This window comes from Nitrospirota bacterium, from assembly GCA_016207905.1.
GTDB lineage: Bacteria > Nitrospirota > Thermodesulfovibrionia > Thermodesulfovibrionales > JdFR-86 > JACQZC01.
The window spans coordinates 22783-37364 of sequence record JACQZC010000019.1; the positions used below are offsets into that span (position 1 = coordinate 22783).

Genomic DNA, 14582 nt, shown 5'->3' on the forward strand with positions numbered 1-14582 from the left:
ACCTTTACTCTTATGATTGATTATACCACAAAATCTTCCTACATCGAGAGGACAGCTAAAATTGCCGATAGGATTTCCTTATATTGTCACTCCGGCTTGTCCTGAGTCTTTCTTAAGAAGGATTCCTGACAAGCAGGGATGACAAAGACCACTATCATTGCGAGCACCCAAAGGGTGCGTGGCAATCTCAGTTTAAAGCATTAAGATTGCTTCGTCGCTTCGCTCCTCGCAATGACACAGAGGATGAATTAATACCTGCCTGCTGGTCCATAGGTATAATCCCTGCCACCATTACACATATTCTCGCATAACCCCCTCGCTGTGCCTGACCCTGTTCCGATATTCCAGTAGTCACAGAAGTAGCTGGTGTACCGTAAGAAAGAATATGGCTTTGTTGCTTGACCACCCGTTAGACCGCTTGCAGGCCAAGTAGTCTCTCCTGTAGTCAGTACATTAGAGCCGTGAACATTCGGGGTCCTGGGCCGGACAGGCAATGTGCCACCAACGTCAGTGGTAGTATTAAAAGTAGTAGCTCCGTGACAAACTGTACAGCCATCATACTCCCCACGGGTAAGAGGATGGTAAGTATCCCAGTTGCTATCGCTGCTCGTACCTGATGTTAAAGCGCTACCGCTATTGGGCCGTACATGTGTAGTGTTAGTCCAGTAAATCGAAACCTTATGGCAGACGATACAGAGCTGTGTAGCTATTTTATCCTGCGCATCATAAGGCCTCCTTGTGGTCTGGGCGGCACCATGTGCTACTGGCGTCTTGGTAATGTTACCGGTTGAGTTTGCAGGGGCATGGCAGTCAAAGCAGGTAATCTTGTTGCCTAATTTAAGCGACCCTTTGGGCGTCTTGGCAGATTGATTCCACGGTGTATTCATCGTGCTTACATCGCAGTAGTCGTTGTTTCCATTAAACAAGACTGGGTGGAAAGAGGCATTGGTGTTGCTGAACTCCGCTCTCACATCTAAGATAGCCTCAGTTCGTCCTGAGAAAAACGGGTCATTAGCCGAGCCACCCGTAACCTGCGCTCCTGTAGAGCTTGCACCATTTGAATCATGACAGCTGAGGCAATGCTCGTTCTGAACCGCTAAGGCAAAAGCCTCGAGGGTAGCACTGCCGAGATTACGCTCAAAAGTGCCTGTCACAATAGTGCTTATTGTATCACCCGAATCAGCGTTCCTTATTTGCAGTTTGTTGTCCTTATGCAGGGTCGCATTTATTGCACCTGTGGACACAATACCCTCCATATGGCAAACACAGCAGTCATCCGGCTTGACATCCTTGCCAGCAGACTGGCGCGTGGCATTGACATGTCCCCATGCAAGGTGAAACTCACCACTTGCGCCTGTGATTATTCGACGGGAGCCCTTAATATCTTTATGGCAAGCCACACAGTCTCCACCCTCTACTATCCTGTTTATGTGAAGCGCCCTGTTTGCAACGCCTGAGAAGCCGTAGTCATCCGCATCCGTATGAGTGTGGCAACCTGAACAGTCCGTATCACCGGCACCGTGTGAGCCCGGCGGATAGGCATGGCACTGTCCACAATCTGCCTTGGAAAAAGGTGAGGAAGAGTTTGAAAGATAAGCAGTGTTGTTCCACGCAGGACTTAGACCTGTGCCGCCAAAGCTCCCTTTGGCATGACAATATGTGCCTGAGCATGTAAGGGTAGCTTGTGCATATGAAGGCGTCTGAGGAAACTCCGTGCCTCCTGCGGCATTAGTTCCCCATGTAATGTCCGCAGGCAGTTGCCCAAAGTGTCCATTGATGCCAACATTTGTTACTGCTGGCACTTGATGACACTCCGTACAAGCCACACCTAAGGAGTTGTAAAGCCCAGCAGTGTCCAGATGTATATCATGAGCACCGACATTTGCATCAGATGCCAAAGACGACCCTGCTGTGTCAACACCTGTATTATTGCCTCCAGGAGCCCTCAGAATCGCAAGAGTTGAGCCATCAGCCGATGGCCCAGATTTCGTCCCATGACAGATTGTGCATGCATCATAAGGTGCTAAAGACGCAGCACCCCATGCACCAAAGACCTTGCCATGACATCTCGTATTAGAGCAACTGCCATATGCACCAGAGTTAGGTATTCCATCTCCTGTGTAGTTTGTAATAGTGCCTGCATTGGCTGCCGAGAAACTATAATTAATCGTCCTGTTTGCATGCGAAGCGGTCTCATCCCCATATCCGTTATGACAGTCATTACATACATAGGCATATGTAGTTGCATTGACATGCGCTCCATGACTGCCTGAGGCAGGCATTCCAGAGTCTACTGAGCTATGACAGCCTCCGTCTGAGCAGGTAACCGCACCACCCCATGTTGGAGTTCCATATGTAGTTGGCGCTGCAAGTCCGCCTGGTGCCTGAACATTGCTATGACAGTATATGCCTGAGCAGGTCTTGTATGAGGCACTTGGTGCCTTCAGCCCTGTCTGTCCACTTATAGTGCCGTTGTATGTCGCATATGAGCTAAATTTTGTATTTGCCGTATTCATCACCCACGAGACACTTAAATTTTCATGCCCAATAGCTCCATTTCCATTTGCACCATGACAGTCAAAGCATAAAAGATTCAGGTTAGGCGGAACACTTGCACCTGCATGCCTTGTGTGAGAGCCACCCGGAGGCGGGCTTGCAGCCGTCGCCGCATGACAGTCCCCACAATCACCAGTCGTTGCATCTCCCCATACAGGTGTGTTGTCTGTACCTCCTGACAAGCCCCATGCACCATGACAGTAAACCGATGAGCAATCGCTATATCCATTGCCCGGTGCGTTATTGCCCTGTGTGTAATTGGCTGCGGCGCCATAATTCGTTGTATCTATTGTCACATTTATTATGCCATTTACATGCCCCACATTCTGTGAAGAAAAGTTCTTATGGCACACTGTGCAGGCATAGCTTAAAGGAGCAGAGGTATGTGTGGTATGGTTGCCTGTTGCAGGAGGATTTGCATGGCACTGATTACATGCAAGTGTGGTCATTGGCCACGATGGAACACCATATGAAGCTGGTCCCGCTCCTCCTGTTGTGCCCTGAACACTGCTATGACAGTAAACCGATGAGCATGAGGAGTTGTCATAATACAAAAACCCACTGTCTCCTGTTGCTGTCGTAGTGCCTGCATTGTACTTGCCACTCTTATATCCAGAAGGTGCAAATGGAACATTGAATATAACATCCACCGTATATCCATTAGTTCCCAATGCGCCCTGATTACTGCCATCGGAATGCTCGTTTGTCGGGTCAACATCATGGCATACTCCACAGTTAAAGATATATCTATTATTTACAGAGTTATTTATAGCGGTTCTCGCAGTTGTATCTGTAGTAGTGTTATAGTGAAAAGCATGGGATGCCGCAAGGTTTGTGCCTGCACCACCACCTGTGTGAGCCTTATGACAGCTCGAGCAGGTCATAGATGCCCCACCCCATTCTGGTATGGATGAGGCATGACAGTATGTATTAGAGCATGTGCTTAAAGCGGGCATATTCTTAAATGTATATGTGAAGTTCGATACACCCGGAGCGTTCTTTACATCATAAGATGCACCGTTGTTGGCATGTAGTGACGGACTCGTTATTGCCGTGCCATTTGTCGTAACAGTGTAATGACACTTTTCGCAGGTCGTGTGCTTTGCATGGCTATTGCCTTTTGGCTGTTTGTTCGTATAAGCAGGTGGATTGCCATGACAGCCATTACATGCAAGCGCACCTCCGCTCCATACAGGCACAGTGTATATCTGACCTCCTGAATTGGATATGCTTGTGCCAGCACTATGGCAGTATACATTGGAGCAGGAGTATGTCTCTGCAGTGTATGTTCCACTTGAGAATGAGCTCATTGAGACATTCTTTAAGCCATTTACATGAACTGCATTACTAATTATGACCGTATTGCTCGAAGCAGTTGTGGAATGACAGTTATTGCATGTGTAGTTTGCCCAATAAGTCTCTGTGTGCTTGTCGTGTGCAGGACTCCATGCAATAGACCCACCTGGGCTTCCATGACAGCTTGAGCAGGTTGTAGTAGTCGTATCCCAGACAGGGCTCTGGTATGCATTACCTCCTCCAAGAGGATTAGCATTTGAATGGCAATATAACGATGAACATGTCTTTGTGCCTGATGTATATGTGCCTCCACTCTGGTCCACCCCTGAGTCTCTCATAGAGGAATAAAATACTACATTTTTAATCCCAATATGATTTGAAAAAACAGTTATAGATGTATTATTAAGTCCAACTGTTCCTGTATGGCATTCTATGCACCTGAAGCCATATGCGAGGGCATCTGTTGCCACATGCTTTGCATGCTTTACGCTTAGCGTAACAGACGCATTTAGCTCAGGACCTCCATGACAGGACTTGCATGTCATTGCACTGCCTGTCCATGTAACGGACTGATATGTAGGTGATGCCTTTGCATCGCTATGGCAGTAAAGATTAGAGCATGTTCCATTTGTCCAGTATTTAAGCCCACTGTCCCCTGTTGCCGAGGAGCTACTACTTCCATTACTATAGGCGCCTGTTTTAAGTGATACCCACGAGACATTGAAGATTACATCTACCACATATCCATTAGTTCCAAGTTTGCCCTGATTACTGCCATCTAAATGCTCTACTGTAGGCTGGACATCATGACAGGTGCCACAGTTAAATATATAATTCGTGGCACTCGAAAGGTTTTGAGCATCCCTCGATGTTGCATTCGTTGAGCTGTTATAGTGAACAGCATGCTCAGCCGCAAGGCTTTGGCCCGAGACACCTGTCTTTGCCTTATGACAACTTCCACAGTCTGCTACACCACCCCACTGAGGAGTGCCTGTTCCATGACAGTAGGTCGTTGAACAGGACTTTGTCCCAGCAGTATATATTGCATCTGGATTCATAGAGTTAAAGAATACATCCTGTATATTTGCATTTACATGCTTTGTAGGAGAAATATCTGTCCTGATGCTTGTGCCATTAGATGTTGTCTGGTTATGACATTTCTGACACTCTGTGCCATGTGTTGGATGACTGTTTGCAGTAGATGTTCCTGCCCCTCCGTTTGTATAAGAAGGAGGAGTGCTATGACAGGATGTGCATGAAAGTGTGCCACCCCATGTAGGAACATTATATACCTCTGCCGAGGTTTCGACCTTTGCATTGCTATGACAATAATTATTAGAGCATTGGTCAGCAGTCGTATTATAGATCCCTCCGCCTGGCACCGAGTTTGCTGTATAAGCTTCTATTGTAACATCAGAGGTCGTGTTTACATGATATGTGCTAAAGCCTTTTGTTGATATAGTTGCAGGGGCATTGTTGTTTACAGCATCTGTATGACACTTGTAGCATTTATACTGATAAACCTCAGTGCTTCCTGCGTGTTTTGCATGATTGCCTGTAGATGGAGGCGTGCCTGAAGTTGCGCCATGACAGGTTCCACATGCACCTGTGCCTGCATCGCCCCATGTAGGTACTTTATAAGTCGGTGATGTGCCTCCTGTGCTATGGCAGTAGTTATTCGAGCAGTTCCCATAAGCATCACCTGGCCCATTTGAGCCTGAGTATGAGCCATTGTATGTTAAATCTATAGATACATCTATGCTTCTGTCGCCATGCTTTGTTGTGCCTGTACCTGCATCTGTATGGCAGGTTGAGCAGGTCTTAAACCTTGCTCCATAATCCGAGACATGCTTTGTGTGGCTTCCCGAATTCATAAGGGTTGGCGAGCCATCTGCCTTGTGGCAGTCTCCACAAGCCACACTCCCGCCCCAAAGAGGAGTTTTATATGTAACAGAGCCTCCAGGAGGAGATGTCTGAACATTGCTATGACAATAAATATTAGAGCAGTTTCCATAGGCATCGAGCATCGTTGTAGTTCCACTATAGCTTCCATCAGAAACCCTCTGGTCTCCTGAGAAGCTTACATTTGCACGGTTGTTGGCATGAACAGATGGACTCGTGTATGTGCTGTGGCAGAGCGAGCATGCATAATTAAGATTCGGACTTGCACCTGAATGCTTTGGGTGGTTTCCGAGGGTTGGAGGCACCGAGGCAGTTGCCTTGTGGCAGTCACCACATGCCACCTGGCCAACTGCATTCCATAGAGGAGTTATATTTGCACCACCACCCCATGCAGAGCTATCAATAGAGCCATGACAATATATATTAGAGCACTGAAGCTCAGTTCCACCCACTGCAGTGCCATTTGTAAACTCATAGCTGTAAGGGTCATTTAGGATTTGTCCTTTATAATAGGTCCCTGTGCCTTTCCTTTCACCGTTAAATAGATAAAAACCAATCTGTATCTTGTTATTGTCTTCTACGGGAGTGGCAGGCATTCCATTGTAATGACATGTCCCGCATACATAGCTATGATTCGTCCCTCCTGATGAGTGCTTTATATGTGCCGCACCTGTCTTTGAGTTTGTAACAGATGGAGAAAATACAAGGCCCCCTACCTCAGGGGTGTTTGACTCTGGTGGGTTTCCATGACACTCGTCACAGCTACCAACTAGACCCTGTGCATGTTCATGGCAGTCAAGACATGGCTTTTTGTCATAATGAAGAACTCCATCAGGACTCCACTTGGTTGTCTTGGTATGGCATACATAGCAGACACTGGTGCTTTTATTAGTTGAAGAGCCGGGACCGAAGTCTCCTGAGCCATTAAAAAGCTTTACTGAGTTTGCTACTCCGTTATAAGCGACAGAGGATTTGACAAGCTGTCCATAGACAAGGGCAAATGTCCCATTTACCCTTGCATACCGAGTATTCATATTCCTTTGAACAGTTATGGTATCTCCTGTGTTTCCTATAATCCTATAGCTGAATCCCATATATCTTGTATTTGGGATTAAGATATAATCCACCCAGTTCCCAGCCACCAAGCTGGTGTTCACTGTTATTGTGTTCGATGGAGAGCTTATCGATAAAACAGTTCCTGTTTTAAGAAATGAATCTGATTTCCATTTCCTGTACTGCATTTGATAATGAGGGTCATGGCATGTTATGCACTGGCTTGTCCATGTGCCATAGGAGTTGTCTGTTGTCAAGCTTGAATGGGTCATTGCATTTAAGGCGGCTACACCCTCGTGACAGCCTCTACATATTAAATTAGTGGCGGTATTGTCTATGCTTGTGCCAATATTGGCGACTAATCCAGGGGTCTTGCTCGAATCATGACATCTTAGGCATCTATCAGTGCTAAAGCCTGTTGTATTAGTTATGTGCGGTGGGTCAATCGCATATACTTGAGCTGAGAGCAAAAGCAGAAATGAGCTTATAATCAAAAATGCCTTTAGCTCATATCGCCTCATCAAAGACCCCCTTTCAATACCCCAGCTCGCCTAATGAAACCTTAACACCTGAGATGTTCTTTTTATTGCCAAATGCATTAAATTCCTCAAGAAGACTTCCGACTGCACTGTATACCCTTACCCTCGATGGGTTCTGCTTGCCTGTGTCACCAATAACGAGCTCTGCTATAGCATCCATATCAGTGTCACCTGCTGATATAACGAGGTCTTTGCCTGCTGATATAGTAAACTCACCTGCCAATGAGCCATCTGCCCTCAATGCCCTGACTGTAACGGTTTTTCCTGAAGGCTCAGGTGTTAAAGTAACTATGAGCTCATCAATTCCATCTCCATCAATATCGCCTCCTGTGATATCAACTGGTCTTCTGCTATCTACAGGGCTGATTGAGCCTTTCTGAACTATCTTCCACGCACCCATGCCTTTTTCGGTGCTGACTCCCCATATCCTTATATCAATATTCATAGACTCATTATCATCAGAGGGCTTGCCCTGCACAGTAAGAATCTCGGAGATGTCATCTCCATCTATATCACCTGAAGAGACATTCACCCCTGAGCCTTCAGGATATGCAAGGAAATAAACGCCTGTATCTATGACCTGACCACCTCTAAAGGCAAAAACCCTGATCTCTGATGGGTCTTCTTTCCCTGCCCTTCCAATAATAATCTCCTTTATACCATCTCCATTTAGGTCAGCAAGAGCTATGTCAGTGGACATCTCATCATCATCACAGTTATCATTACAGATAAATGCTTTAAAGGCAAGCCCTACTATGGAAGTTCCATCAGCCTTATAACCTCTAATAATTCCATCTGTGCCTGAAGTCAGGATATCGTCTTTTCCATCTCCATCAACATCACCAACTACTATCTGTGAGCCTGCCTCACCCTCTTCCTTAAGCTCTACTACAAATGAGTTCAGGAGATCTCCTTTATGGCTAAAGAGTCTGACCTCATCAGTTATGGATTCAGGCCCCTTGCCCCTTACTGCTGCTATCTCCAATTGCCTCCTGAGGTCCTTATAATTACCTATAAACTCAATAACTCCACCACCTGCCACAAAAAGACTATATGATGGAGGGGTCTTGAAGCCCATTACCCTACCAAATGTAATTGTATATGTGCCCTCTGGAACATCTTCAACAATATAAGATGTTCCTGTACCTGAGTATGTTGCAGGACCTGTGATTGTATATGTTGCCTCATCGAGATTCGATATAACCTTCACTGTCCCGCCTTTTATATATGTCATGTCTACTTTTACAAAAGAAGGACTTCCTTCGGCACAACCTGCATCCACCTTAATATTGCCTGTGTATTGACCACCAGCAAGTCCTGCCACATCCACCCATACATTTGACATCGCTAAGGTGTTTGATGGGCCCTTTGAAGGAGAGACCTTTAGCCAGCTACTGTCTGAGGATGCAGTCCATTCAAGCTGGTTACTCGTATCTCCTTTAAGCTCTATGTTTATAGACTCAGAAGGGGGTATGATGCTTCCCTTTACGAGGAATGAAAGGGATGTTGGATTTACAGAAAGAACTGGAGGAGGAAGAACCTCAACTGTAACTGGAATACTTTCCGATGCACCCTGAGAGGAAACAGTTATAGAGCCTCTGTAAGTGCCAACGCTTAAGCCACTTATGTTTACCGAGACACCTATATCCTCAAATGAACCTCCAGAAATCTGCCCTGATGACTGAGATAAAGTTATCCATGACAAATCGGAGCTTACTGTCCAGTCTAAAACCCCTTTGCCCTTATTGGCTATCAATAGCTTCTGGGAAGAAGTTCCTGCTCCACAATTAGAGCCTTTAAAGGAAAGCGACAATGGGCTTAGCTCCATCTTCACAAAATCATCTATCCCTATCGTGGCAATCTTACTGCCTTCCTTGTCAAGCACATAGAGGATTTTGTTTCCGCCCATTGCTATCCCAAATGGCTTATTCATTTGAACTCCTGCACCAAAAGAGCATACATAGCTGTTGTTAGTGTCAAAGACAAATGTCTGAAAGCCTAATGCATCCGAGATGTATACCCTATCTGAGGAATCAAGGAGAATGCCTCTCGGCGAAACCATCAGTCCGCCTGTCTCAACCGCATCCGAGTAGAACTTTCTTATTAGACTGCCGCTTTGAGAAAAGACATATACACCTGCAGGTGCCTTTGACACTGCATATATATTGCCTGTAGATGGCTCTACTGTAAGCCATATAGGCGAAAAATTAGCGTCAGCCTTAATGTTAGATAAATACCCTCCCTCTTTGTCATACACACGAATGCTTCCCCACTTGGGGTCAGATACATAAATCCTTCCTGATGAAACAGCAACCAAAGAGCCATATCTTATGCCTGTGTTTACCACCTTCTTTACCTTGAGGTCTGCCCCGTATATCGTTAGCTTTCCACTAAGGGATGTGACATAAAGCCCATTGCCGTCAACTGCTATGCCGAGGGGCTTTCTGTGCCCTATCCTGCCTATGAGCCTTCCTGACTGGCTGTATATCTTAATCCTGTTCTTTACACCTTCTGTAACATAAAGATTGCCATTTGAGTCAATGGCTATCGAGGATGGGTCGGTCAAATTAGTGATGGAAGAAAGAGGAGTCACATCCGGACATATTGCAGATGATGCAGATGCCGTGACAATTAAACTGAGGATTAAAAATGCGGTTATGAATGCCCCTCTTTTATCCATAAAATTCCCTTCTCTGACTGCTCCAAACCATATGTTCTCCAAATATCTCATGTTATATAACAAATGTCAATATGGGGTTTTAACCCACATAATAGTCATATTTGTGGCTTTTGACGCAAAGTTCTCCATCCATGCCTCTCTAACTCCGCATAAATGCGGTATAAATTCTATTTCACTAAATTATAATTGCAAAAGGTGTGCCAGAACCCTCGATGTCATTCCGACTTGTCCCTTGCATGTCATCATTCTTGCTTGTCCTTCGATGTCATTCTGGCTTGTCCAGAATCCTTCTTTTGATTCCAAACAACTCAGAAGGACTCCTGACAAGCAGGAGTGACAAAAAGAAGGATTCCCGACGCGCTTCGCTTGCGGGAATGACATATGGGAGGTAAGCAGGAATGATACCATGAAAAAAATATGCACATCCATATTACAAAATTGAGATGGACATTAACGGGTTACTTCACATGACAGTTGAGGCAGAGACCGCTTCCTTTGTTTGGAATAACAAGAAATGGATACTGGGGAGTGTCTGCATACTCGTTATGCACATCATGGCATGTAGAGCATTCCATGCTGTTTAGCTTAGAAGGGTCTGTTGGGTTGGGGAAAAGCCTTACAGAGGTATGATTGACATAACCTGAACCTGAGACAGTAGCTCTTAAAGATTTTGCATCAACATCAGGATGAGTAGTGTCAGAAGGATAGTCAAAGCTTATTGGATGGTCATTCGATAGATTAAGCGTATCGCCGGGGTTAACCCTTTCTCCTATATTAGGTCCCCAGCCATAGGTTGAGTCTCCGGTGTACACATCTTTAAACCTTGTTGGGCCTCCTGGCTCAACAGGCTCTAATGAAGGTGGTTGTCCATCCACAACCTCAGAGGGATTATTTACAAGAACATTGAGTGCATTTATTCCATCATGACAGCTTAGACAAAGAAGGGAATATATCCTTATCTCATAGATATTTACATTTAAGGTCGATGATGTATAAGGTAAAAACTCTGTCTGGTTTGAAAGTCCCCTGTTCCAGAGAAGAAGAGAAGGTGTGCCTGTTCCTTCTTGGTACTGATTGGTGGTGTTATAAACAGTCCCTGTCCTTATTATTAATTCCGGAGCAGTAGCATTCTGGATATTCTGTCTTGCCCTGTGAGGCGTATGGCAGAAAACACATACCTGCTCAGTCTCAAATGTAAATTTGGAAGTTCCAGAAATAGAAAGGTCATGTTTACTTTCAAACACGCCGGAGTGTGAAATGCCGCTATAGAGTGCCAAAATGCACAGAATTGTAATACTAATTAACCCTATCGAGGACCTAATTTTCATAAAACCCTATGATAATTCAAATTTTTAAGAATCTCCATAATATTTAAAAGCAATTATTATGCCGAATTACCATCCTTCTGGCAGTTCTGTGCCATCGGCTCTAAAGACGCCATTGATATTATGGTCAATGTCATGGCATCTAAGGTAGCACCTTATGCTCTGGCTATCGTACTGTATCGGACTACCTGTATTTGAAAAGCCAACGAGCCTACTTATATCCTCGATGTCTCTTACATAGTCGTTGTAATCGCTGAATCTTATGAGGTGCTTTCCTCTTTCTATTCCATGTGAGACATGGCATGTATAGCACGATGTAGATGCTGTAAGGATATGAAGGCTGTGCTTTCTAAAGCCCTCGTCACCGAGGATGCTTCTTCTGTCATGGCACATATAGCAAAGCTCGTATGCCTTTGGGGACTCAAGCCCCTCGTATGTCCTGTATTCAGCCTTTAGGATTGGTGCATAGTCAGAGCCATGCGGGCCTTGTGCTCCGATTGGGTCGTTATTTCCGTGACAATCTGTGCAGGCTATCATGGAATTGACATTTAGCTCCCTTATAAGGGAGGGTACGAATTTATTTCTTCCTGTAAGCTCAACTGGGTGGTATGAATCGTTGAATGGGTCAAACTCCTGCCTTTTGTTTTTTGCACCTGAAGGACGGTTTGCACTATCTGAATGGCAGAGATAGCAGAGCTCATACTCAAAAGATGCCCTATTTAATCTCATTCGGGTTCTCGAAAATCCCCTTGCTCCCTGCCATGGCTTTTTTGGTGTCGAGACATGCGAGACATGGCAGTCAAAGCACGAGACATGCCTTGGTGCAGTAGGCAGTTTCTCAGGCAAATCCTCTCCTCTAAAATGATATTTAGTCGTTTCCTGTATCGGGTGCTTTGAAAACTTCGTAAAAACCGTTTCTACATCCGCCTTTGCCTTTCCTCTCGAGAAAAAGCCATGGCACTCATAGCAGATCTCTCCTTTTGACCTTTTAAGAAGAGGCGTGCCTGGAACTCCAGAGACCTTATGACAGCCCGCACATCCTTCTGGGTTCCTCTCCTCGCTCATATGGGAGGCGGATTCCTCTTCTATCCACGGAGGAGCTGCCCATGCAAGGACAGCTATAAGGCAAAGGATTAACGAGCTTGACAATATCCCCTGCAAAGATTTCATTGCCACCTCCTTAGTCCCGAATGGTCGGGATTAGTCCCCTCCTAAGAATTGAAATACCTGAATCCTCATATTCAAGCTGTCCGATACGAATATCCTGTTTTTAGAGTCAACATATAGCCCTGTGGGCAGAACAAAGTCTCCATAAAACTGTCCATTCTTTCCAAAAAAAAGAAGAAGCCTTCCTTCCCTGTCGAAAATCTGAACCATATCCTGCGCAGAGTCAGCCACATATATATGGCCTTCTCTGTCAACCGATATACCCTTAATCTTGTCAAAACTTCCAAATGAATCTCCAATCACGCCAAATGCATTAATCAGCTTACCTGTTGGAGAGAATATCTGAACCCTAAAGTTAAGAGTATCGGAAACATAGACAAAACCATCCTTATCAACTGCTATAAATGTGGGATAGTGAAGACTCCCCGGTGCATCGCCCTTCTCACCAAAACTGTCTCCTCTTTTGCCATCTTTATCATAAATATAAATCTTATGTGCCCATGTGTCAGAGACATATATCCGATTTGAAGATATCGCTATGCCAGTGGGCCTTTTAAATTCGCCCTCGAAGAATTTGATAAACTTGCCTCTGCCATTGAAGATACAGACCTTTCTCAGGTCCGAGTCCGTGATATAGATTCTGCCCCCGTCTGCAACCACTGCCATTGGACTTATTAGGTCAGTTTTGCCTGCTGTGTCTATGGTAAAGGAATGGTTGTTTTTTAGATCTATAACATTCACCCTCGCTGCCTCGGGGTCTGCTATATAAAGGACATCGTCTTTGTCCACAAAGACTCCATATGGACCAATAAGTATGTCCGAGTATCTTGGGTTTTCGATGTCATAGTCGATCTCGCCTGTAAGAAGCCTTATAAATGGACTTTCTGTCTCTCCGCCCCTAATCCTCTGAAGGCTCCATAGGTATTTTATTCGGGGTTTTTGAGGAGGACCTGGCCAGACGATACCCTCTGTGAAGGTGTAATCTATCAGTGCCTTCGATGGTGCACACGAAAACACAAATCCAACGAGCAGGGTAAGGCTTATGACTTTTAGTATCCTTATCATTTTATATAAATCTCAATCTTCGAGCCTGCCTTCAGGTCTCCTATAAATGCATCATGGATGGCTTTTAGTTTTTTCTCTAAAAGCTGTCCTTGTATCTTCTGGGAGACATCCTCGAGACTCAGTTGTTCGGGCTGTTTTTCCTCCTCGACTTTAATTATGTGATAGCCGTATATGGTCTCTATTACATCGCTTACAGAGCCAACTGGAAGGCTAAATGCAATTTCATTAAGCGGGCTCTCGAGCCTTCCTCTGTGGATGATGCCAAAATCTCCTCCTTTTACCCTATATGGGTCATCCGAATAATCCCATGCAAGCTGGGCAAAGTCCTCGCCTGCTTTTATCTTCTGGAGGACCTCCTCTGCCACTTTCTTTTTGCTCTGTTTGTCATTTGGAGTGGATGCAGGGTCGACCTTTATGAGTATATGTCTTATCCTCCTTGACTCTGGCCTCATAAAGTCTGCCTTGTTGTCTTCATAATACCGAGAGATTTCCTCGACAGTTACAACTACCTTTTGCTCTACTTCTATGTTGTAGAGGTCATTAACGAGAAACTTCTTTTCGACCCTTCTTCTGAAATCCTCATTAGAGATGTCCCGGCTTTTGAGTGCCTCTTTGAATGCCTTTTTCCCGCCAAGCTTTTTTATAATTGCCTCTACTGAGGTATCAACCTTGTCTTTGTCTACCTTCATCCCTCTTCTTAATGCCTCCTGATAAAGGAGTTCCCTTTCTATAAGAAGCTCCGTTGCCTTTGGAATAAAAGACGCCCTCCTTTCAGGGCTCATGCCGCGATGCACACTGACCGATGGAATAAGCTCATTCAGGATTTCCTCTAAGTCCATCTCTGTCAAAACAGTGTTATTAACCTTTACAACCGGCTTATCCTCTGCCAGTACCGACAGACTATGAAAAATAAATAAAAGCGTCGTAAGAGCTATAGCGAAAACTGCTTTAGTAAATTTCATCTTTGGTTTAACACCCCTTCTTTAGATTTTAACCTAT

6 protein-coding genes are annotated in these 14582 nt (G+C 45.0%); all 6 read right to left on the reverse strand.

Features of this window, described 5'->3' with window-relative positions:
• Positions 1 to 248 precede the first annotated feature (248 nt).
• Positions 249 to 7328, reverse strand: coding sequence for a CxxxxCH/CxxCH domain-containing protein (locus HY805_02350; GenBank protein ID MBI4823057.1), 7080 nt, complete (start codon positions 7326 to 7328; stop codon positions 249 to 251).
• Between the two features lie 13 nt (positions 7329 to 7341).
• Complete coding sequence (locus HY805_02355; GenBank protein MBI4823058.1) at positions 7342 to 10026, reverse strand: SBBP repeat-containing protein; 2685 nt, start codon at positions 10024 to 10026, stop codon at positions 7342 to 7344.
• Between the two features lie 458 nt (positions 10027 to 10484).
• A complete protein-coding gene (locus HY805_02360; protein MBI4823059.1) occupies positions 10485 to 11270 on the reverse strand; it encodes a hypothetical protein in 786 nt (261 codons plus the stop codon).
• 150 nt (positions 11271 to 11420) lie between these two features.
• Positions 11421 to 12521 (reverse strand): hypothetical protein, encoded by a 1101-nt coding sequence (locus tag HY805_02365; GenBank protein ID MBI4823060.1) that lies wholly within the window; start codon positions 12519 to 12521, stop codon positions 11421 to 11423.
• A 30-nt stretch (positions 12522 to 12551) separates the two neighbouring features.
• On the reverse strand, positions 12552 to 13583 hold the full coding sequence (locus HY805_02370) for a hypothetical protein (protein ID MBI4823061.1): 1032 nt from the start codon (positions 13581 to 13583) through the stop codon (positions 12552 to 12554).
• A complete protein-coding gene (locus tag HY805_02375) occupies positions 13580 to 14545 on the reverse strand; it encodes a peptidylprolyl isomerase (GenBank protein MBI4823062.1) in 966 nt (321 codons plus the stop codon). Before HY805_02375 ends, HY805_02370 begins: the two co-directional genes overlap by 4 nt.
• Positions 14546 to 14582: the final 37 nt, after the last annotated feature.

Coding starts and splice junctions, on each gene's coding strand:
- HY805_02350 (MBI4823057.1), bottom strand. CDS start 7,328: ATGAGGCGATATGAGCTAAAGGCATTTTTGATTATAAGCTCATTTCTG.
- HY805_02375 (MBI4823062.1), bottom strand. CDS start 14,545: ATGAAATTTACTAAAGCAGTTTTCGCTATAGCTCTTACGACGCTTTTA.
- HY805_02355 (MBI4823058.1), bottom strand. CDS start 10,026: ATGGATAAAAGAGGGGCATTCATAACCGCATTTTTAATCCTCAGTTTA.
- HY805_02370 (MBI4823061.1), bottom strand. CDS start 13,583: ATGATAAGGATACTAAAAGTCATAAGCCTTACCCTGCTCGTTGGATTT.
- HY805_02365 (MBI4823060.1), bottom strand. CDS start 12,521: ATGAAATCTTTGCAGGGGATATTGTCAAGCTCGTTAATCCTTTGCCTT.